Source organism: Paraburkholderia phytofirmans OLGA172 (assembly GCF_001634365.1).
In the GTDB taxonomy this organism is placed as follows: domain Bacteria; phylum Pseudomonadota; class Gammaproteobacteria; order Burkholderiales; family Burkholderiaceae; genus Paraburkholderia.
The window spans coordinates 481,896-504,054 of the sequence record NZ_CP014579.1 but is presented as its reverse complement, the minus strand read 5'-3'; the positions used below and the strand labels follow the sequence as shown (position 1 = coordinate 504,054).

Sequence of the window (22,159 nt, the reverse complement as noted above, 5' to 3'; positions counted from 1 at the left end):
AGCGAGACATTGATGAACAGCAATCGAACTTCTTGAACTTCGGATGCCACAATAACCGTCGGGGCACGTCAGCGTCAACACTTATCTTGTAACTGTTTTGTTAGGGGCCCTGCGTGCGCCCGCGCGGCGATGCTGCCCTCGTTACCGGTTTGCCGTGTCGCGCGGCACGGCCAACGCTCAAGCGAGGTTTCCGTTTCAGATACCCACTTTATGCGCTGTCAGGATCAGACGTAAACCGAGTGCAGCGACTGCGCTTGCGGCGACGCGATCGATCCAGGCCTTCCATTGCAGATAGATTTCGCGCGGCCGTTTGCTCGAAAAGCACAACGCGACCACGGTGTACCAGCCGGCTTCAATGGCGAAGATCGCGGGGGGCAATGCAAAGTAGCACCACACCGGCGGATGTTGCGGAAGCAAGGCCGCGAAGATACTGCCGTAGTAGACCGCGGTTTTCGGATTGCTGAGTTGTGTGCTCAAACCGATCCAGAAGGACTTACGCACGTTGGTAGCGGCGGCTTGCGTGGCGTCGAACGCGAGTGGTTTAGCCGCACCGCGCCATATCTTCGACGCAAGGTAGACCAGATAAAGGCCACCGGCCACCTTCAAGCCGACGTACAGCCACTCTACCGTCGCCAGCAAGGTGTATAGACCGAGCAAGGCGATGCCGCTGAAGAACACGCCGCCGATGCCCATGCCGGCGGCTGTTGCGAGGCCGTCGCCGCGCGAGAGTCCGATTGCATTGCGGGCAACGATGACGAAGCTCGGTCCGGGGCTCATGGCGCCGAGCAGCAGTGCGGCCAGGATGGTGACGATGGCTGTCGAGGCGGGCATTTTTGCGTGTCTCCTACGGGCGGCGATGCGGGTCGGTCAAACATAGCATGAGAGGGCGAGGTTTTGCTTTTGATCAGCGCGAATAGAACCGATGAAGAACCAATAAGAATCGACCAGGCCGGAGCCGAACGCAAACGTAATGGCAAAGAAAGCCCGTCGCCGCAGGCAAACAATCTGACCTTGCCCCCGTTCCGCGAATCCCATAACCGAGGGAATTATGCGGCTCGTCCCTGCTGAGCCGCGAACCAGTTTTTCTCGAATGTCATGGGACTGACGTAGTCGAGTGTCGAGTGCAACCGGCGTGCATTGTAAAAGCTCAGCCAGTCAATCACCTCATCCATTGCAGCACGCCGCGTGGTGAAGTGTCGTCCATGCATACGAGCTACCTTCAGCGAACCCCACAGGCTTTCCGTCGGCGCGTTGTCCCAGCAATCGCCGCGTCGGCTCATCGACGAGCGCATGCCGTAGGCCTTCAGCGTGTCCTGGAACAGGCCGCCGCAATACTGGCTGCCCCGGTCGCTATGCACGATTACACCAGCCTCGGGGCGACGCCGGAACCACGCCATGCGTAGCGCGTCTGTGACCAACTCCGCTTTCATGTGCGGCTGCATCGACCAGCCCACCACCTGCCGGCTGAACATGTCGATGATGACCGCGAGGTACACCCAGCCTTCGGCTGTCGCCAGATAGGTAATATCGCTCGTCCAGACCTGATTCGGCGCCGACGCCGTGAAGTCGCGCCCCAGTAGATTCGGTGCAACCGGCAGGTTGTGATTCGAGTTCGTCGTCGCGATGTACTTGCGCTTGTGCCGTGCACGAATGCCATGCTGCGCCATCAGCTTGCGAACCCGCTCCTTGCCCACGCGCACGCCGCGCGCGAGCAGTTCCTTCCACATGCGCGGCCAGCCGTATTCGCCCTTGACCTGCGCGTGAATCGCCTTGATGTGCGCGAGCAGGGCATCGTTGCTCATGTAGCCTCTTTGCGGCTTGTCCTTGGCGCTGCGTTGCTGGCGCTGATGATATCCGCTGGGGCTGACTTCGAGCGCTTCACACAGTACTGAAACTGGCCAGTGGTGTCGATTCCGGTCAATGAACGCGCACTTCACATCGACTCCTTCGCGAAGTACGCTGCGGCTTTCCTAAGAAACACACCTTCACGCTGGCGAGTCCTGAGGTTGCAGTGAATACCCAAATTGCGCCGCGCGGCGATGAAGCTGTTTGATGACGCGGTCCCTGTACTGCTGCTCGTAATGATCCGCACCCGGGTCGCGATAGTCCATGCCATAGCGCATCGCGTTATAAAACAGGACAGCGATCTTGCGCGCCGTCGCGGTCACGGCCTTGGCGTTGCCGATGCGCCCGGCGAGGCGCCGGTAGAATGCACCAAGCGCGGTATTGCTTCTTCCAACGGTCACCGCCGCAAGCCTCAGGGCGACTGTGATGCGACTGCTTGTTTTGCGCGTGTGCGATGACAGCACCTTGCCACCGCTGATCTTGCAGCCGGGCGAAAGCGTGAGCCATGAAGTGAAATGTTTGGCGGTTGGCCATCGGCTCAAGTCCGTTCCACATTCGCCAATCAGGCGCAGTGCAAGGAATGGGCCGATGCCGTGAATTTGCGTCAGGTCGGTCCCCGCCAGTTGGTACATGGCCGTGCGCACATCAAAGTTGGGATCGCTGGGCAGCTTGCTGCGATGCTTCGCCTTCGGCAACGGCGCATCCGGAATCGGGTGAGCGATATTGAGAATCGCGACAGCGCGTTCGATCTCAACATCGCACTCGTCGATACACCGCTGGTAAAAGTCATACAGCGCAAGCGCCTGCTTCAAGGCGAATACGTGCTCGGGCTGGTAGTTGCCCACCAGTGCACTACGAATGGTCTCAAGGCTTTCCTTGCAGCGGACGTCGCGCATCGCCGCCAGCCGGTCTGGATCGCGTTCGCCGGCGACGATCGCGCGGACGATCCGCATTCCAGTGACGCCCGTGATATCCGTGATCACGTGGTGCAACTGGATATTCATGAAGGTCAGCGCTTTCTGCATGTGCTGGATATGCGCGGCGGCATAGTCAGTATGCCTTTCGCGGCAACGCAGGTATGCGCGTAATTCCGCGATGTCGCGCCCAGGCCGGAAACTTGCCCGTAGTAGCCCACACGCGTGCAGTCGCTGCAGCCATTGTGCGTCGTTGACATCACTCTTTCTTCCAGGGACTGCGCGCGCCTCGCGTGCATTGGCAAGAACGACTTCAAGGCCCCGGGACTCCAGCACCTCGTAGGCGGCGACCCAGTACACGCCGGTCGATTCCATCACAACCGTCTTTGTGCCGGTCGCGACGAGCCAGTCCGCCATGCGTTGCAAATCGCTCGTAAATGCCTGGAATGTCTGCACCGGCTCGTCGCACAGATCTGGACTCACGGCGACAACATGGAACCGTGAACCGATATCAATACCGGCTGCAAACGGATGAATGATCGGCAACCCTGAGGGCTTGGATCGTGTTCGGTCTTTTGGCATCACCCACCTCCTGGATAATCAGGCGCAGGACGGGGACTCGGAATAGATCAATTTCCTAAACGGGGTCGCCCGAAGACGCCGCCACAGATGAGTCCGCAGCTTCCCCTGGGCCAGGTTTTTTGACGGGGTTCATACCTCCAAGAAGCTTACGGCCACTGTCTCTGCGTGCATCGAGTGTACTCCCCGGGAGTTTCTACTCATGAGGGGCGCGCGCAAGCGCGTAGGGCGGTTTTTTAAAATATCCCGCTCCATCTTCAGGCGAGCCACTTCCGCACGCAGCCGCGCCAGTTCCATCTGTTCTGGGCTCACAGGCTTCGTGCCAGCGCCCGCCAGCCTGCCTTCCCGCTCAGCCTTTATCCAGTTGTACAGCGTCTGTTCAACAACACCCAGTGTCGCCGCCACGGCCGCCATGCTTTGTCCGGCCTTGACCAGTCGCACGGCTTCCAGCTTGAATTCGAGCGTGTACTGTGCCCGCTTTGCCTTGCCTGTCATCGTTCTTCTCCTTGCTTGAGTTTACCTGCTCAGCAAGGGATTCGTTTTTCGGGGGCAAGCTCAGGGGTCCCCAGTATCGACTGGTCGGCTCTGCAAATATCAAAATCCTGCTTCTTATTCTTAGGAATACAAATTTTTTGTGCATAAACGCAAAAACCCCACCTTTGCGGGGTGGGGTTTCTGGACATGCTGGGGAGCCTGACGATTACCTACTTTCACACGGGAATCCGCACTATCATCGGCGTGGAGTCGTTTCACGGTCCTGTTCGGGATGGGAAGGGGTGGGACCGACTCGCTATGGTCATCAGGCATGACTTGTTGTCGTGTTGACTTTGTCAACACAACCAATCTGGAAGAAGTAGTTTCTGGTGATGCTCACCAGAGGAGCTTTCAGCAAGCTCGGGCTGTGTTGTTCGAGGCACAACATCGATCTCAACCTGTGCATGTGGTCTCAAGACCCTGCGCATGGCGCAGGGTGGGCATCCATAAGTGCTGAAGCACTAACGGCTGCCGACACACACCTGTTATAGGATCAAGCCTTACGGGCAATTAGTATCAGTTAGCTTAACGCATTACTGCGCTTCCACACCTGACCTATCAACGTCCTGGTCTTGAACGACCCTTCAAGGGGCTCGAAGCCCCGGGGATATCTCATCTTAAGGCGAGTTTCCCGCTTAGATGCTTTCAGCGGTTATCTCTTCCGAACATAGCTACCCGGCGATGCCACTGGCGTGACAACCGGTACACCAGAGGTTCGTCCACTCCGGTCCTCTCGTACTAGGAGCAGCCCCCTTCAAATATCCAGCGCCCACGGCAGATAGGGACCAAACTGTCTCACGACGTTTTAAACCCAGCTCACGTACCTCTTTAAATGGCGAACAGCCATACCCTTGGGACCGGCTACAGCCCCAGGATGAGATGAGCCGACATCGAGGTGCCAAACACCGCCGTCGATATGAACTCTTGGGCGGTATCAGCCTGTTATCCCCAGAGTACCTTTTATCCGTTGAGCGATGGCCCTTCCATACAGAACCACCGGATCACTATGACCTGCTTTCGCACCTGCTCGACTTGTCGGTCTCGCAGTTAAGCACGCTTATGCCATTGCACTATCAGCACGATTTCCGACCGTACCTAGCGTACCTTCGTACTCCTCCGTTACACTTTGGGAGGAGACCGCCCCAGTCAAACTGCCTACCATGCACTGTCCCCGATCCGGATCACGGACCAAGGTTAGAACCTCAAACAAACCAGGGTGGTATTTCAAGGTCGGCTCCACGCAGACTGGCGTCCACGCTTCAAAGCCTCCCACCTATCCTACACAGACCGGTTCAAAGTCCAATGCAAAGCTACAGTAAAGGTTCATGGGGTCTTTCCGTCTAGCCGCGGGGAGATTGCATCATCACAAACACTTCAACTTCGCTGAGTCTCGGGAGGAGACAGTGTGGCCATCGTTACGCCATTCGTGCAGGTCGGAACTTACCCGACAAGGAATTTCGCTACCTTAGGACCGTTATAGTTACGGCCGCCGTTTACCGGGACTTCAATCAAGAGCTTGCACCCCATCATTTAATCTTCCGGCACCGGGCAGGCGTCACACCCTATACGTCCACTTTCGTGTTTGCAGAGTGCTGTGTTTTTATTAAACAGTCGCAGCCACCAGTTTATTGCAACCCCTTCACCCTTCTGGCGCAGGCCAGTCAGGCTACAGGGGCGTACCTTATCCCGAAGTTACGGTACCAATTTGCCGAGTTCCTTCTCCCGAGTTCTCTCAAGCGCCTTAGAATACTCATCTCGCCCACCTGTGTCGGTTTGCGGTACGGTCTTGTTAAACTGAAGCTTAGAGGCTTTTCTTGGAACCACTTCCAGTTGCTTCGTGACCTAGATCACTCGTCCCATGCCCTTGAATTCCGCGCCCGGATTTGCCTAAGCGCCTTCTCCAACACAGGAACCGGGACTTCCAACACCCGGACAACCTTCCGCGATCCGTCCCCCCATCGCATTTAACAATGGTGCAGGAATATTAACCTGCTTCCCATCAGCTACGCATTTCTGCCTCGCCTTAGGGGCCGACTCACCCTACGCCGATGAACGTTGCGTAGGAAACCTTGGGCTTACGGCGAGGGGGCCTTTCACCCCCTTTATCGCTACTCATGTCAGCATTCGCACTTCCGATACCTCCAGCGCACTTTTCAATGCACCTTCGCAGGCTTACGGAACGCTCTCCTACCATGCACATAAATGTGCATCCGCAGCTTCGGTATATTGCTTAGCCCCGTTACATCTTCCGCGCAGGACGACTCGATCAGTGAGCTATTACGCTTTCTTTAAAGGATGGCTGCTTCTAAGCCAACCTCCTGACTGTTTTAGCCTTCCCACTTCGTTTCCCACTTAGCAATATTTGGGGACCTTAGCTGGCGGTCTGGGTTGTTTCCCTCTTGACACCGGACGTTAGCACCCGATGTCTGTCTCCCGTGATTGCACTCTTCGGTATTCGGAGTTTGCTATGGCGTAGTAATCCGCAATGGACCCCACAACCATGACAGTGCTCTACCCCCGAAGGTGATACACGAGGCACTACCTAAATAGTTTTCGGAGAGAACCAGCTATTTCCAGGTTTGTTTAGCCTTTCACCCCTATCCACAGCTCATCCCCTAACTTTTCAACGTTAGTGGGTTCGGACCTCCAGTACGTGTTACCGCACCTTCATCCTGGCCATGGATAGATCACCTGGTTTCGGGTCTACACCCAGCGACTGAACGCCCTGTTCGGACTCGCTTTCGCTACGCCTGCCCTAATCGGTTAAGCTTGCCACTGAATGTAAGTCGCTGACCCATTATACAAAAGGTACGCCGTCACCCTCTTTCAAAGGCTCCGACTGTTTGTATGCATGCGGTTTCAGGATCTATTTCACTCCCCTCCCGGGGTTCTTTTCGCCTTTCCCTCACGGTACTGGTTCACTATCGGTCGATCACGAGTATTTAGCCTTGGAGGATGGTCCCCCCATCTTCAGACAGGATTTCACGTGTCCCGCCCTACTTGTCGTACACCTAGTTCTTCCCCGCTGTTTTCGTCTACAGGGCTATCACCTGCTATGGCGGCACTTTCCAGAGCCTTCGACTAACAATGAAGATAACGAGTACAGGCTGCTCCCATTTCGCTCGCCACTACTCTGGGAATCTCGGTTGATTTCTTTTCCTGCGGTTACTTAGATGTTTCAGTTCACCGCGTTCGCTTCACATAGCCTATGTATTCAGCTATGGATACTCCATAAGGAGTGGGTTTCCCCATTCGGACATCTACGGATCAAAGCTCGTTTGCCAGCTCCCCGTAGCTTTTCGCAGGCTACCGCGTCCTTCATCGCCTGTGATCGCCAAGGCATCCACCACATGCACTTGTTCGCTTGACCCTATAACGGGTGTGTCTCATGTCGCATCCACTGGGAATGCAACGCTCGCCACAATCGCTACAGGTTGAGTATTCGTGTTGCGCCGTATTCCAAAAGCGATCTTTCGATCACCTTTTCATACATTGATACAATCACAACCCTGATTCACCTACTCGATCACCCATCTCTAAGTGATCTTTCGTGAATCTCTTTACTACTTCTTCCTGATTGTTAAAGAACGACAGCCGATATCGCGGTTGCTATAACCACGTATCACTCTGACTGGCTCAATCGCCAATGCTTGTTTCACTACATCGCAAACGCCTTTCAACGTGCGCTGCAGATAAACCAGCATTGATGATTGGTGGAGGATGACGGGATCGAACCGACGACCCCCTGCTTGCAAAGCAGGTGCTCTCCCAGCTGAGCTAATCCCCCCAACTTAACCATTCAGACTCAAGGTTGATCCGCCCTGCCCCCTTCGGGGATGGGATGCTCGTAAGCGCTAAAGCGCCAACGATCATCGACATGGTGGGTCTGGATGGATTCGAACCATCGACCCCCGCCTTATCAAGACGGTGCTCTAACCAACTGAGCTACAGACCCCTGAGTCTGTCCTGATTCACAGCCGATAAGCGTGAGCGCTCAACGTTCGACACGTTAGCTCGAGAAAGGAGGTGATCCAGCCGCACCTTCCGATACGGCTACCTTGTTACGACTTCACCCCAGTCATGAATCCTACCGTGGTGACCGTCCTCCTTGCGGTTAGACTAGCCACTTCTGGTAAAACCCACTCCCATGGTGTGACGGGCGGTGTGTACAAGACCCGGGAACGTATTCACCGCGGCATGCTGATCCGCGATTACTAGCGATTCCAGCTTCACGCACTCGAGTTGCAGAGTGCGATCCGGACTACGATCGGTTTTCTGGGATTGGCTCCCCCTCGCGGGTTGGCGACCCTCTGTTCCGACCATTGTATGACGTGTGAAGCCCTACCCATAAGGGCCATGAGGACTTGACGTCATCCCCACCTTCCTCCGGTTTGTCACCGGCAGTCTCCCTAGAGTGCTCTTGCGTAGCAACTAGGGACAAGGGTTGCGCTCGTTGCGGGACTTAACCCAACATCTCACGACACGAGCTGACGACAGCCATGCAGCACCTGTGTTACGGCTCCCTTTCGGGCACTCCCACCTCTCAGCAGGATTCCATACATGTCAAGGGTAGGTAAGGTTTTTCGCGTTGCATCGAATTAATCCACATCATCCACCGCTTGTGCGGGTCCCCGTCAATTCCTTTGAGTTTTAATCTTGCGACCGTACTCCCCAGGCGGTCAACTTCACGCGTTAGCTACGTTACTAAGTCAATGAAGACCCAACAACTAGTTGACATCGTTTAGGGCGTGGACTACCAGGGTATCTAATCCTGTTTGCTCCCCACGCTTTCGTGCATGAGCGTCAGTATTGGCCCAGGGGGCTGCCTTCGCCATCGGTATTCCTCCACATCTCTACGCATTTCACTGCTACACGTGGAATTCTACCCCCCTCTGCCATACTCTAGCCCGCCAGTCACAAATGCAGTTCCCAGGTTAAGCCCGGGGATTTCACATCTGTCTTAGCGGACCGCCTGCGCACGCTTTACGCCCAGTAATTCCGATTAACGCTTGCACCCTACGTATTACCGCGGCTGCTGGCACGTAGTTAGCCGGTGCTTATTCTTCCGGTACCGTCATCCCCCCGGGGTATTAACCCAGAGGCTTTCTTTCCGGACAAAAGTGCTTTACAACCCGAAGGCCTTCTTCACACACGCGGCATTGCTGGATCAGGCTTTCGCCCATTGTCCAAAATTCCCCACTGCTGCCTCCCGTAGGAGTCTGGGCCGTGTCTCAGTCCCAGTGTGGCTGGTCGTCCTCTCAGACCAGCTACAGATCGTCGCCTTGGTAGGCCTTTACCCCACCAACTAGCTAATCTGCCATCGGCCGCCCCTGTAGCGGGAGGTCTTGCGATCCCCCCCTTTCCTCCGTAGAGCGTATGCGGTATTAATCCGGCTTTCGCCGGGCTATCCCCCACTACAGGACACGTTCCGATGTATTACTCACCCGTTCGCCACTCGCCACCAGGGTTGCCCCCGTGCTGCCGTTCGACTTGCATGTGTAAGGCATGCCGCCAGCGTTCAATCTGAGCCAGGATCAAACTCTTCAGTTCAAACCTGTTACTGTTTTTCGGGCTCTTGCGAACCCGGTCGCTCACTCAACGTACTGACGAATGATCATCCTGCCGGCGTGAATTCACCCCAACAGGAAAACCTTCCTTTAATACTAGTGTGAGACTTGATACTTTCGCTTCCCGGCAGACTCCGAAGAACCCACCGGCGCGTCGCGCATCAAGCGCCCACACTTATCGGCTGTTAATTTTTAAAGATCACTCGCTTGGAAGCTCTGCTTTCTTCGCGTCCGTCATCAAACGGGAGGCGAATTATGAGGGTCCACCGCCACCCCCGTCAAGCACATTTGAAAAATTATTTTTTTGGGCTGCTGAGTTGAATCCAGGACTTACGCAAATTTCATCCGAACGGTGGGATTTTTGAACCGCTGGCGGAGGAAGTCATCGAGCATCCGGTGTTTGACCTGATAGACTACTGGTTGCAGGTTTTGTTCGGATCACTAATGGTGATTTTTTCATCAATAGGAATGCAAAATATATGGTTGATGCTTGAATGAAGGATGGACGGACGCTGTCAAGACAAACAGGGCAATGTGCGCACGAGGCAGATCACGACGCACTGCGTCGGAACGGGAAACGCCAGCCTGATCGCTCGATCAGCTGCTGCAGTAGTGCCGTAGATTGATCATCGTGTACACGAGCGTCTTGAACGCGTAGTGCAGATGACTGAGCCGCTCGAAACGCAGCAGCAGGCGACGGAACTTGTCTTCCCAACCGAACAATCGCTCGATGGTGTTGAAACGCTCTTTAAAAATGGCCGGATCGAACAGCGCCTTGCGCGCCGCGTTTGGGTTTTTTCTGCCGCGCCGGTTCGGGTTGATGTTAGGCACCATGCCGCGATTGAAGATGGCCTTGCGGTTGATCCGACAGTCGTAGGCACCGTCCAGGCTGACGATGGTGCCGCGCAGCGCCAGGCCAGCTTCACGGGCGATCTTCATTAACCGCGGCAAGGCATCGCCTACCTGCGCCGGCGGCAAGGTAAGGAGCCCGTCACCTATCCGAGCCCGCAGATGAAGCAGGCGCTCTCGCGCACGCTCGGCGTGCCGATCTTTCAGGAGCAGGTGATGCAGGCGCGATGCTCGCTGCCGGATTCACCGCCGGCGAGGCCGACCAGCTGCGTCGCGCGATGGCCGCATGGCGCCGCAAGGCGCGGACTCGAAGCCTACTACGACCGCATCGTGAACGGGATGCTCGAGCGCGGTTACGACTGCGAGTTTGCCGAGGCCATCTTTGCGCAGATCCAGGGCTTCGGCGAATATGGTTTTCCGGAGAGTCACGCGGCGAGCTTCGCGCTGCTGGTCTACGCAAGTGCATGGCTGAAGTGTCATGAGCCTGTCGCGTTTCTCGTCGCGATGCTAAACAGCCAGCCGATGGGATTCTATTCCCCCTCGCAGCTTGTCCAGGACGCAAGGCGCCACGGCGTAAAGGTGCTGCCCGTCGATGTCACGCTCAGCAACTGGGATTCGGCTGTCGAAGGCAAATCGACTCGCGCGCCGGTACGCCTCGTCCAGGGAGAGCGATCATGTGCTATTCGGCCCAGATCCAGGCGGACTACCGCGAGTACGTCAGGGTGTTTGGCGCACACATGAGCATCCGGGAATTCGCGCAGCTGTACTGGGAACGCGCCGAGGGCAGCAACATCAAGATTCCGCTATGCCGCGCCAACGGTGCTCCACCGTCTAACCTCACATGATGATGCGGTACCGACTCGCGGCCTCACCTTCAGGTAAGCGGGATCCGCCGGGCGTCGGGACCAACCCTTACGCAGGCCCGGTACGCCGCTCCAGTTCCGCGGTCGTGCGCTCAAGCTCCTGCACGATCATCGCCTCATCTGGCAACACCGTCTGGTATTCCGCCGCGAGAATCTTGTTCGGCAGGTTGTCCAGCGCGTAATGTGCTTCCGCTGCACCTTTTTCGGCGCAAAGGATCAGACCGACAGGTGGATTCTCCCCAGGCTTCATCCAGTGCTCGCGCGCGTAGTTCAGATAGAGATGCATCTGCCCGGCGTCCGCATAGCTGAAGCGACCGACCTTGAGATCGATGATGACCAGGCATCTCAGACGTCGATGGAAAAACACCAGATCGACCCTGAACCACGTGTCGTCGATTCTCAGGCGGCGCTGCCGGCCGACGAAAGCAAAGTCGTCACCGAGCTCCAGCAGGAAATCCGCCAGATGTTGGATCAGCGCTTCCTCAAGGTCGGACTCCGAGTACTCGTCCTTGATGTCGAGAAACTCGAGGACGAACGGGTCGCGAATCGCCTCCTCTGGCGTGAGGAGATCACCCGGCTGGACATCGGCGGCTTTCCTGAGCAGGGCCGCCTTGTTGCGCGACAGCGCCAGCCGCTCGTAAAGCTGGCTACTGATCTGGCGGTCGAGCTGGCGCACCGACCAGCCTTCGCGCAACGCCTCTGTTTTCATAGAAAGCGCGGGCGGCCGACGTCTTCACTGAAAGCAGGCGCACATAGGCGGACCACGGCAGCGTAAAACGGGTGGCTAATGCCATGTAATCGGGCGCCGTTGCCATGGCGTCGACGACGTCTTTCGCCGGCGGAGATTTTCCAGACGGCGTCTGGACATTTCCGGGGGCTGCCGATTTTCCAGACACTGTCTGGAAAATCTCCGCCGCCGGCCAGGCGGAATAAAACGCGCGCATGCTGGCCAGATTCGCCCGGCCGAATCCGCGTCCGAAACGGCGCGTCAGGTCGTCCGCGAGCCGGGCGATCAGCGCCTGTCCGTAGCCGGCGCGCGCCTGCCCGCCCTGCTCGCTGGCGACGATCCGCCGCCCGATCTCCCAGTAGGCGGCGGTCATCACGGCATTGACGTTGCGTGCCGCCGTGCGTCGCGCCGATTCGACGACACTGACCACTTCCTTGTGCAGCCCGGCGTAGTCGCCGGGCGCGATTGCCACCTTCGTCATGACGCGTTGACGGCATCCTTGAACGCCTTGCCCGCCGTGAACTTGACCGTCTTCGCTGCGGGGATCTGGATTTCGGCGCCGGTCGCCGGATTGCGGCCGACCCGTGCGGCGCGCGCACCCGTGGAAAACGAGCCGAAGCCAATCAGCTGGACGGTGTCGCCCTTCGTCACCGCGCCGGTGATCGTAGCGATCACTGCGTCGATCATCTCGCCGGTCGCGACCTTGCTTTCATCGGTTACCGCCGCGACCGCATCCACCAGTTCCTGCTTGTTCATTGTTGATTCCTCGTTGTGGTTGCGATGTCGCCACCCTACCCGATCGGCCTGCCTTCACGCAATCACGACCAGCGGGCGGTCCGACTCTGCGGCACGCGAGAAAGCGCAGCGCAACTGGGCCATGACACAGAACAACCTAGTGTGAGCTTGCCCCCGAAACGATATTTAAACCGCCACCAACGTGAACCGTTCGGATTGAGCAACAGGAAGAGGCCGCCACCATCCGACAACTTCGTCGGCCTAGAGCCAGCCTTAGCCTTGCGAATTGCAGCGTCTGAAAGGGGCATGGGGGTAACTCCTCTTTGCGGCGTCGAGTTACCCCCTCAGAACGATAGAAGTCAGCGGAACCAAGCGGCCGTTTTGAGCATGACGAATGAGCGGAACTACCTTCCCAACAAGGATTTGGGAGATTCAGACAGAACGTCTTGGAACATGCTGGAATAGCAAATGGTGGGCCGGGTCGGAGTCGAACCGACGGTGTCCTTTCGGAGGCGGATTATGAGTCCGCTGCCTGCAACCAGCACGGCGTCCGGCCCAAGAAAAAGACCCGGTCATGAAGGCCGGGCCAATTCATCGATTGGCCGACATACTACACGAAAAAAGGGCCTCCGTAACCGCTTCGCCCAAGCGAAACAACCGGGAGGCCCCTTCAAACCGCTACATCATTTCCCACGACCGCCAACTTCGATCAATTCCCTTCGAGGAACGACTTCAGCTTGTCCGAACGGCTCGGGTGACGCAGCTTGCGCAGCGCCTTCGCCTCGATCTGGCGGATCCGCTCACGCGTCACATCGAACTGCTTGCCGACTTCTTCGAGCGTGTGATCCGTGCTCATCTCGATACCGAAACGCATGCGCAGCACCTTCGCTTCACGCGGCGTCAGCGAGTCGAGCACGTCCTTCACGACATCGCGCATGCTGGCGTGCAGTGCGGCGTCGGCCGGCGCGACCGTGTTGTTGTCCTCGATGAAGTCGCCCAGATGCGAGTCGTCGTCGTCACCGATCGGCGTTTCCATCGAGATCGGCTCCTTCGCGATCTTCATGATCTTGCGGATCTTGTCTTCCGGCATCTCCATCTTCTCGGCCAGCGTTGCGGGATCCGGCTCGAGACCGGTTTCCTGCAAGATCTGGCGCGAGATGCGGTTCATCTTGTTGATCGTTTCGATCATATGAACCGGAATCCGGATCGTACGCGCCTGGTCCGCGATCGAACGCGTGATGGCCTGACGGATCCACCATGTTGCATACGTGGAGAACTTGTAGCCGCGACGGTATTCGAACTTGTCCACCGCCTTCATCAGGCCGATGTTGCCTTCCTGAATCAGGTCGAGAAACTGCAGACCACGGTTCGTGTACTTCTTCGCGATCGAGATCACGAGACGCAAGTTCGCCTCGGTCATTTCGCGCTTTGCCTGACGTGCTTTCAGTTCTCCGGCCGCCATCTGGCGGTTGGTTTCCTTCAGGTCCTTCAGCGGCAAAACGACACGCGCCTGCAAATCGAGCAGACGTTGCTGCTGTTCGCGAATGGCCGGAATGTTACGCGTGAGGATCGCGCTATACGCGTGACCTTCGCCGACGATCTTGTCGGCCCATTCCAGATCCGTTTCGCTGCCCGGGAAACGTGCGATGAACTCGGCACGCGGCATGCCGCACTTGTCGACCACCGTATGCAGGATCTGACGCTCGACCTGACGCACTTCGTCTACTTGCGCACGCAACGTGTCGCACAGACGCTCGACGGTACGCGCGGTAAAGCGGATCGTCATCAGTTCGTTCTGGATGGTTTCCTGCGCCTTCAGATACGACTTGGACTTGTAGCCTTCCTTTTCGAACGCGCGACGCATCTTGTCGAACCATTCGCTGATCATGGCGAACTTCTCGAGGGACGCACGCTTGAGCGCTTCCATCTGCGCTGCGTTGGCCGTGGCTTGCGCCGCGCCGTCGTCTTCCTCCTCCTCGTCCGCGTCTTCTTCCTCGCCTTCCTCGTCTTCGCTTTCGATCGCTTCCGCTTCCTGCACCGAGAAGCCGTCCGCATCTTCCGCGTTGGCGTCGATCAGGCCGTCGACCAGTTCGTCGATGCGGATTTCCTCGTTCGCGACGCGCTCAGCCATCGCCAGAATGTCGGCGATCGTGGTCGGGCACGCGGAGATCGCCATCACCATGTGCTTGAGGCCGTCTTCGATCCGTTTGGCGATCTCGATTTCGCCTTCGCGCGTGAGCAGCTCGACCGTACCCATTTCGCGCATATACATGCGGACCGGGTCGGTGGTGCGGCCGAATTCGGAGTCGACGGTGGAGAGCGCGACTTCCGCTTCCTCCTCCACTTCGTCGTCCGACGAAGCAGCCGGTGCGTTGTCGTTCAACAGCAGCGTTTCAGCATCCGGCGCCTGCTCGTACACCGCCACGCCCATGTCGTTGAACGTGCTGATGATGCCTTCGATCGCCTCGGTCTCGGTGAAGTTGTCCGGCAGGTGGTCGTTGATTTCCGCGTACGTGAGGAAGCCGCGCTCCTTGCCGAGCTTGATCAGCGCGCGCAGTTTGGAGCGGCGCTCTTCGAGTTCCTCGACGGTGCCCGGCTGCGACGACGCAAACGCGTCTTTCAGCAGCGCTTTTTCCTTTGCACGACGATCGCGAGCCTTGACCTTTTCCACCTTGCCGGGAACGGCCGCAGGGGTTTCTTCGCTTTGGGTTGCGTCGTCATCAACGGGTGTTTCGTTCAGCTTTTTCGTCATGGAGTTCGTCGTACCGGCTGTAGTCTCGACTCGCGGCTGTTGGACAACAGCCGGTTGAACCGTGGATACTGGAGTCTCGCGCTCTACCGCATCGTCCTGCGCGGCAGGCGCTTCCCTTGCGCTTCTGACATCCGGCCGTTCTGCGGCCGGTGGTGGTACAGCTTTCGCCGCCCTGTCCGGCTCCGCTCGCGCAGCGGAACTGGTCGAGGATTTCTTCCCGGCAGCAGGTGTGACGCTTGCGGCAGACGTTTTTCTGGGGGAAGAAGCTAACTTGGCCTCGGTGACCTTTCTGGTCGGCTCATTCGAACCCGTGCCTGTTGCTATTTTTCCGCCTGGTGTCTTTGCCATCGCAATCGCCTTTTCGCCTTTGCTAGGAAAACCATTGAAAAAACAAACCGCTGGAAACCTTTTATTATAGCACCCAGGTTTCTGCCATCTCGCTTACAACCCAAGCTGGCGCTTCATCTCAGCCCGCTTCTGATTCAGGTCCGTCAGCTCCGCAAACTCCTCCGGCGTGTGCCGGGATTGCCGCGAAAGCTGCTCTAGACGATCGCAGTAAGCGTCGTATCGCATCTTCAGAATCGCCGCTTTCAGTTCCTCTCCGACAATCCTTTCCTGCTCGCGCCGTTCCTCGATGACGGTCGCATCCTCCGGGTCCTTCAGCAGTAAATCCCGGACGTTTTCATCATAGTCTAGAATTTTGCGAAAGATTTCCTCGAAAGTTGGGGCATTCGCGCCGTTTCGCAATAGGTCGGACAGCAACTGGAACTCCGCCGAATCGCCCAGCGCGCGCGCATGCGTCGCCACTTCTTCGAACAGCTCGCCGTGCCGCGTGACGCTCAGAAGCGCCTGCTCGGCTTCCTCGTCGAGCACCGCCACCGTCCGCGGATACATCACCAGATTGCGCAGCGTTTTTTCTTCGATCCCGGTCACACTGCGCCGGTCCTTGCGGGCCGGCGCCAAACGGGCAGCTGCCGCGATCCGGGCGTCGACTTCGCATAAGGCGGCCACTTCGTCGAACGGCACGTCGAGCCGGTCGGCGAACATATGCATGATCTGAGCGCGCAGCGCATTGGCCGGCAGCTGCTGCAGCAGCGGTTTCGCGTCGAACAGCGCGCGAGCCCGGCCTTCCGGCTGGTCCAGTTCCTTGCCGGTCAGCACCTCGTTCAGCATGAACTGCGACAGCGGCATGGCGCGCTCGACCTGCTCGGCGAACGCCTCCGTGCCGAATTCGCGCACGTAGCTGTCCGGATCATGCTCGGACGGCAAAAACAGGAACCGGATGGTCCGGTTATCCGCCGCGTGGGGCAGGCAGGCATCCAGCGCCCGGCGCGCGGCGCGGCGCCCCGCCGAATCGCCGTCGAAGCTGAAGATGACCGTATCGGTCTGGCGCATCAGTTTCTGCACATGAATCGGCGTGCAGGCCGTGCCGAGCGTGGCCACCGCGTTCTGGAATCCCAATTGGGCCAGCGCGACCACGTCCATATAGCCTTCGACCACCAACACGTAATGCTGTTCGCGGATGGCCAAACGTGCCTCGAACAGCCCGTACAGCTCGCTGCCCTTGTTAAATAGAGGCGTTTCCGGCGAATTCAAATATTTCGGTTCGCCGCCGTCCAGCACGCGCCCGCCGAAGCCGATCACCTGCCCTTTCACATTGCGTATCGGGAACATGATCCGCTCGCGAAAGCGGTCGTATCGGCGATTCTGACCTTGCGCATCGGCCTTTTCGCTGACGATCACAAGACCCGATTCGACCAGCGAATCGTCCCGATAGTTGGGGAATGCGGGCTCGAGGTTCTGCCAGCCGTCTGGTGCGTAGCCGAGGCCGAAGCGGGCGGCGATCTCGCCGGTCAGCCCGCGTTTCTTCAGATACTGGATCGCGACCGGCGCGCCGCGCAGCTGTTTGCGGTAGAAATCGCAGGCGGTCTGCATGACATCGGATAGCGCCGTGGTGACTGCCTTGGACGCAGCGGGCGAATACCCGCCGGAACCGCCACCGCCGCCATATCCCGGCGAAGGCTCGTTCGGCACGGTCAACCCGACCGATTGCGCGAGTTCGTTGACCGCCTCTGGAAACGTGGAGCCGACGTGCTCCATCAGGAAGCCAATAGCCGTACCATGTGCGCCACAGCCGAAGCAGTGATAGAACTGTTTAGTCGGACTAACCGTAAACGAGGGGCTTTTCTCGTTGTGAAACGGGCACAGCCCCATGAAGTTCGCGCCGCCCTTTTTCAACTGCACATACCGGCCGACCACGTCGACGATATCGACGCGGTTGAGCAGGTCCTGCAGGAATGACGGTGGAATCACAGTGAATGACGCTACCTAAAAGGCCCAAGGCTGCGCGCGCCGTCGAGCAACGGCGCGCGCAGACCGGAAATACGGGAATTACTTCGCGAGCGCGGCTTTGACTTGCGCCGAGACAGCGGTCATGTCGGCGCGGCCGGCCAGCTTCGGCTTGAGCACGCCCATCACCTTGCCCATGTCTTGCGGGCCGGCAGCGCCAGTTTGCGCGACCGCGGCCTGAACTTCGGCAAGGATCTCCGCTTCGGACATCTGCGCCGGCATATAGGCGGACAGGATGACCAACTCGGCCTTTTCCTTGTCGGCGAGATCCGTGCGGCCAGCGGCTTCGAACTGGCTGATCGAGTCTTTGCGCTGCTTGATCATCTTGTCGATGACGGCGGTGATCGCCGCGTCGTCAAGGGTGACGCGTTCGTCGACTTCGCGCTGCTTGACGGCGGCGAGCAGCAAGCGGATCGTGCCGAGACGCTCAGTCTCACGCGCCCGCATGGCAGCTTTCATGTCGTCGTTGATCTGGTCCTTGAGACTCATCACTCACCTGAATGCGTTGAAATTTAAAAACCGGCCGGCTAACCGCACCCATACCCTGCATCAACACGCCGTATCCAACACAAACGCCCGCTTGGGACTGCTTCCTCAAGCGGGTTGGCGCGATTTTGCGTAGTGGATGCGACCCTGCCGGCTGGCCCGAAGGGCCGTGTTTTCCGTGACGGCACCTGCTTGTGCCCTCACCAGTTGGATGTCGCCGCTCCGTTCGACGGGAACCGCGGCAACGCCAGAATCAGTAGAACTTCTTTGGCAGCATCTGGCCACGCAGACGCTTGAAATGACGCTTAACCGCAGCCGCCTTCTTGCGCTTGCGCTCAGCCGTAGGCTTTTCGTAAAACTCGCGGGCGCGAAGTTCCGTCAGCAACCCGTTTTTCTCCATCGTGCGCTTGAAGCGGCGCATGGCAACTTCAAGCGGCTCGTTGTCTTTTACGCGGATGGTCGTCATTTTTCAATAACGGAACTTTGTAAAGGTTCAGGAGTATAGCAGAGCTTTCTCACAAAGCTAATGCGCCGTCAAGCCCCTAAAACGTACTCCGCGGCCGCCTGGCCGGCCGCCACGCCGGAGGCCCACGCCCATTGAAAGTTGTAGCCGCCGAGCCAGCCGGTCACGTCGACCGCCTCGCCGATGAAGTACAAACCCGGCGTGCGGGCGCTCATCATCGTCGCCGACGACAGGTCGCGCGTGTCGATACCCCCGCGCGTAACTTCGGCCTTGCGGTAGCCTTCGGTGCCGTTGGGGGTGAGCGTCCAGCGCGACAACGCCTCGCCGACGCGGCGCAGCGTCTTGTCCGGCAGATCGGCCACACGCGCTTCGGCGGGAATCTGATGGGTTTCCAGCCAGACGTGGGCAAGCCGTTGCGGCACCCATTCCGAGAGCAGATTGGCGATCTGGCGCTTCGTGCCGGTTTTGGCTTCCAGCAATGCGGTGGTGGCGTCCTGCTCGGGCAGCAGATTGATATGAATCGGCTCGCCGGGCTGCCAGTAGCTCGAAATCTGCAGAACCCCCGGGCCCGACAAGCCGCGGTGGGTGAGCAGCAGATCTTCGTTGAACTCGGCGCCGGCCTTTTTGTTGCCGGTCGCCAGCTGCACTTCGAGCGACACGCCGGAGAGCGCCGAGAACGGCTCCCAGTCGGCCGTGGCAAAGGTCAGCGGGACCAGCGCGGGGCGCGTGTCGATCAGCTTATGGCCGAATTGCTTGGCGAGGCGGTAGGCAAAATCGGTGGCGCCAATCTTGGGAATCGACAGGCCGCCGGTCGCCACCACGAGCGCGCGGGCAGTAATCGGGCCCGAGTGGGTATCCAGCGTGAACCGCCCGGCGGCGTCATTCCGCACCTGCTCGACCGCGAGCGGCGTGCGCCACGCAATGCGGCCCGTGTCGCATTCGTTCTTCAGTACATTGATGACCGCGTCGCTCGACTGATCGCAAAACAACTGCCCCTTGTGCTTCTCGTGCCACGTCACGTGATGGCGCTTAAGCAAGGCCATGAAGTCGCGCGGCGTATAGCGCGCCAGCGCCGAGCGGCAAAAATGGGGGTTGGCCGACAGGTAATTGCCTGGTCCGGCGTACAGATTCGTGAAGTTGCACCGGCCGCCGCCGGAAATGCGGATTTTCTCCGCGAGACGTTGCGAGTGGTCGATCAGCACCACGCGACGGCCGAGTTGCCCGGCCACGGCCGCGCACATCATGCCGGCCGCGCCTGCGCCGATCACTGCGATATCGAAGGATTCCATGGGGCCGCATTGTACCCGCGCGTCGGCGGCCCTCTGCCCGCGCTGCTATACTTTAAAGCTTGCCTTTTCACTTTTGGACGCCGGAGTGGCTTCACTCCCGTGCCCGCTCAAACCCACCCGACCCACCCATCATGCTCGTTCTCGGCATCGAAAGCTCCTGCGACGAAACCGGTCTCGCGCTCTACGACACAGAGCGCGGCCTGCTCGCGCACGCGCTGCATTCGCAAATTGCGATGCATCGGGAGTACGGCGGCGTGGTGCCGGAGTTGGCGTCGCGCGACCATATCCGGCGCGCGCTGCCGCTGCTCGAAGAGGTGATGGAACGCGCCGGCGCGGTACGCGGCGATATCGACGCAATCGCCTATACGCAGGGCCCGGGCCTCGCGGGCGCGCTGCTGGTCGGCGCGAGCGTCGCCAATTCGCTGGCCATGGCGTGGGACAAGCCGACCATCGGTATCCACCATCTCGAAGGGCACTTGCTGTCGCCGCTGCTGGTGGACGAACCGCCGCCGTTTCCGTTTGTCGCGCTGCTGGTGTCGGGCGGCCATACGCAGTTGATGCGTGTAACGGACGTGGGCGTCTACGAGACGCTCGGTGAAACGCTGGACGACGCCGCCGGCGAAGCCTTCGACAAAACCGCCAAACTGCTGGGCCTCGGCTATCCGGGCGGCCCGGAAGTGTCGCGGATGGCTGAGTTCGGCACGCCCGGCGCGGTGGTCCTGCCGCGCCCAATGCTGCATTCCGGCGACCTCGATTTCAGCTTCAGCGGGCTTAAGACCGCTGTCCTCACGCACGCGAAGAAGCTCGGCGGCGCGAATATCTGCGAGCAGGCGAAAGCCGATCTGGCACGCGGTTTCGTCGACGCGGCCGTGGAAGTGCTGGCGGCGAAATCGCTGGCCGCGCTCAAACGAACCAAACTCAATCGCCTGGTAGTCGCGGGCGGTGTGGGCGCAAACCGGCAACTGCGCGAAGCCCTTTCCGCCGCGGCGAAGAAGCGCAATTTTTTCGTGCACTACCCGGACCTGTCGCTGTGTACGGACAACGGCGCAATGATCGCGTTGGCGGGTGCGTTGAGGCTGCAACGCTGGCCCGATCAATCGGGCAAAGACTACGCGTTCACGGTGAAGCCGCGCTGGGATCTGACGTCCCTCGCGCGCTGAGCCCGCGACACCTGGCGCACGCCTCGCGACACAATGGCAACCCCATAGAAAAAGCCGCTTCGTGAAAGCGGCTTTTTCCATTTGCGGCAAGCAAGAGGAGGCTAAAGCGTGATCACGCCACCCGCTTGTCCCGCTCGATCACGGCATAAGCGCTGTGATTGTGAATCGATTCGAAGTTCTCTGCTTCGAGCACATAAGCGACGATGCGCTCGTCCGCATTCAGACGCTGCGCGACATCGCGCACCAGGTCTTCGACGAACTTCGGATTTTCATAGGCACGTTCGGTGACGAACTTTTCGTCCGGACGCTTGAGCAAGCCCCACAGTTCGCACGAAGCTTCTTCTTCAGCGATACGAACCAACTCTTCCACCGCCACGTCGCCCGCCAGCTCGGCGTTGATCGTGACGTGCGAGCGCTGGTTGTGCGCGCCGTACTGCGAAATCTTCTTCGAGCACGGGCACAGGCTCGTGACCGGCACCAGCACCTTCAGGAACAGACGCGTCGCGCCATTGCGGGTCTCGCCCGTCAATGTCACTTCGTAGTCGAGCAGACTTTGCACGCCCGACACCGGCGCGGTCTTATTCACGAAGTATGGGAACGACACTTCGATGCGGCCCGCCTCGGCCTCCAGCTTTTCGAGCATCGCGGCGAGCATGGTGCGGAAAGTCGCGGCCTCGAGCGGCGCCTTATTCTCTTCAAGCAGCGCGACAAAGCGCGACATGTGAGTGCCCTTCTGATCGGCCGGCAGATGCACGTCGAGATTCCACGTGCCGACGGTCGGCTGCACTTCGCCGCCTTGCGTGCGCACCGTCAACGGATGACGCACGGCCTTGACGCCGACTCGTTGAATCGGAATCTGACGCGTATCGGGCGTGCTCTGCACGTCGGGCATCACAAAGGCGGGGTTCATCTGGTTCATATTCTTGTCCTTTCAAGAAACGCCGGGCCGTCCCAAGCGGGCTGCCCCAAGTTTTCTGCGCCGCAGGCAGTCCCCCGCCCCGCAGAAAGTCCCTTTGAGGGATTGGGGGATTGCCCCATCGGAGGTTG

11 protein-coding genes, 3 tRNA genes, 3 rRNA genes and 5 pseudogenes are annotated in these 22,159 nt (G+C 59.0%); 2 read left to right on the top strand and 20 right to left on the bottom strand.

Annotated elements, in window-relative coordinates:
• Positions 1–195: 195 nt before the first annotated feature.
• From AYM40_RS22570 to AYM40_RS22525, 10 genes and pseudogenes are all read right to left on the bottom strand, one after another.
• Positions 196–831, bottom strand: coding sequence for a LysE family translocator (locus AYM40_RS22570; RefSeq protein ID WP_063498480.1), 636 nt, complete (start codon positions 829–831; stop codon positions 196–198).
• Positions 832–1,046: 215 nt separating this feature from the next.
• Positions 1,047–1,970 (bottom strand): annotated as a pseudogene (locus AYM40_RS22565) (IS3 family transposase); the annotation flags it as partial.
• 15 nt (positions 1,971–1,985) lie between these two features.
• A complete protein-coding gene (locus AYM40_RS22560; protein ID WP_063495238.1) occupies positions 1,986–3,341 on the bottom strand; it encodes an IS110 family transposase in 1,356 nt (451 codons plus the stop codon).
• 231 nt (positions 3,342–3,572) lie between these two features.
• A pseudogene (locus tag AYM40_RS22555) lies at positions 3,573–3,833 on the bottom strand (transposase); the annotation flags it as partial.
• Positions 3,834–4,029: 196 nt separating this feature from the next.
• A 5S ribosomal RNA gene (gene rrf, locus AYM40_RS22550) occupies positions 4,030–4,142 on the bottom strand.
• A gap of 219 nt (positions 4,143–4,361) precedes the next feature.
• Positions 4,362–7,242 (bottom strand): 23S ribosomal RNA (locus AYM40_RS22545).
• Between the two features lie 341 nt (positions 7,243–7,583).
• Positions 7,584–7,659 (bottom strand) — tRNA-Ala (locus AYM40_RS22540).
• Positions 7,660–7,750: 91 nt separating this feature from the next.
• A tRNA-Ile gene (locus AYM40_RS22535) sits at positions 7,751–7,827 on the bottom strand.
• Between the two features lie 64 nt (positions 7,828–7,891).
• Positions 7,892–9,422: ribosomal RNA gene (locus AYM40_RS22530) — 16S ribosomal RNA — on the bottom strand.
• The 16S, 23S and 5S rRNA genes sit together here with 2 tRNA genes alongside, the layout of an rRNA operon.
• 614 nt (positions 9,423–10,036) lie before the next feature.
• Positions 10,037–10,378 carry a transposase gene (locus AYM40_RS22525; protein ID WP_082855241.1) on the bottom strand — a complete coding sequence of 114 codons (342 nt, stop codon included), beginning with the start codon at positions 10,376–10,378 and terminating at the stop codon, positions 10,037–10,039.
• 21 nt (positions 10,379–10,399) lie between these two features.
• Between AYM40_RS22525 and AYM40_RS22520 the strand changes: the two are divergent.
• Positions 10,400–10,945, top strand: a pseudogene (locus AYM40_RS22520) (error-prone DNA polymerase); the annotation flags it as partial.
• A 255-nt stretch (positions 10,946–11,200) separates the two neighbouring features.
• Here AYM40_RS22520 and AYM40_RS22515 read toward each other — a convergent pair.
• The 9 genes and pseudogenes from AYM40_RS22515 to AYM40_RS22480 form a co-directional block, all read right to left on the bottom strand.
• Positions 11,201–12,359 (bottom strand): annotated as a pseudogene (locus AYM40_RS22515) (PDDEXK nuclease domain-containing protein).
• Positions 12,356–12,637, bottom strand: a pseudogene (locus AYM40_RS22510) (HU family DNA-binding protein); the annotation flags it as partial. The pseudogenes AYM40_RS22515 and AYM40_RS22510, both read right to left, overlap by 4 nt.
• A gap of 59 nt (positions 12,638–12,696) precedes the next feature.
• On the bottom strand, positions 12,697–12,921 hold the full coding sequence (locus tag AYM40_RS43500) for an Arm DNA-binding domain-containing protein (protein WP_082855240.1): 225 nt from the start codon (positions 12,919–12,921) through the stop codon (positions 12,697–12,699).
• A gap of 161 nt (positions 12,922–13,082) precedes the next feature.
• Positions 13,083–13,170: transfer RNA gene (locus AYM40_RS22505), tRNA-Ile, on the bottom strand.
• A 152-nt stretch (positions 13,171–13,322) separates the two neighbouring features.
• A complete protein-coding gene (rpoD, locus tag AYM40_RS22500) occupies positions 13,323–15,713 on the bottom strand; it encodes an RNA polymerase sigma factor RpoD (protein ID WP_082855239.1) in 2,391 nt (796 codons plus the stop codon).
• Between the two features lie 93 nt (positions 15,714–15,806).
• Positions 15,807–17,678 (bottom strand): DNA primase, encoded by a 1,872-nt coding sequence (gene dnaG, locus AYM40_RS22495; protein ID WP_063498476.1) that lies wholly within the window; start codon positions 17,676–17,678, stop codon positions 15,807–15,809.
• 78 nt (positions 17,679–17,756) lie between these two features.
• Positions 17,757–18,203: a GatB/YqeY domain-containing protein gene (locus AYM40_RS22490; RefSeq protein WP_063498475.1), complete on the bottom strand. Its 447-nt coding sequence runs from the start codon at positions 18,201–18,203 to the stop codon at positions 17,757–17,759.
• A gap of 250 nt (positions 18,204–18,453) precedes the next feature.
• Positions 18,454–18,666, bottom strand: coding sequence for a 30S ribosomal protein S21 (gene rpsU / locus AYM40_RS22485; protein ID WP_063498474.1), 213 nt, complete (start codon positions 18,664–18,666; stop codon positions 18,454–18,456).
• Positions 18,667–18,734: 68 nt separating this feature from the next.
• Complete coding sequence (locus AYM40_RS22480) at positions 18,735–19,952, bottom strand: NAD(P)/FAD-dependent oxidoreductase (RefSeq protein ID WP_063498473.1); 1,218 nt, start codon at positions 19,950–19,952, stop codon at positions 18,735–18,737.
• A gap of 131 nt (positions 19,953–20,083) precedes the next feature.
• Here AYM40_RS22480 and tsaD point away from each other — a divergent pair, with 131 nt between their 5' ends.
• Positions 20,084–21,112, top strand: a complete 1,029-nt coding sequence (tsaD, locus tag AYM40_RS22475; RefSeq protein WP_063498472.1) for a tRNA (adenosine(37)-N6)-threonylcarbamoyltransferase complex transferase subunit TsaD — start codon at positions 20,084–20,086, stop codon at positions 21,110–21,112.
• A 112-nt stretch (positions 21,113–21,224) separates the two neighbouring features.
• Here the strand turns inward: tsaD and folE2 are convergent, their stop codons facing one another.
• Positions 21,225–22,031 carry a GTP cyclohydrolase FolE2 gene (folE2, locus tag AYM40_RS22470; protein ID WP_063498471.1) on the bottom strand — a complete coding sequence of 269 codons (807 nt, stop codon included), beginning with the start codon at positions 22,029–22,031 and terminating at the stop codon, positions 21,225–21,227.
• Positions 22,032–22,159: the final 128 nt, after the last annotated feature.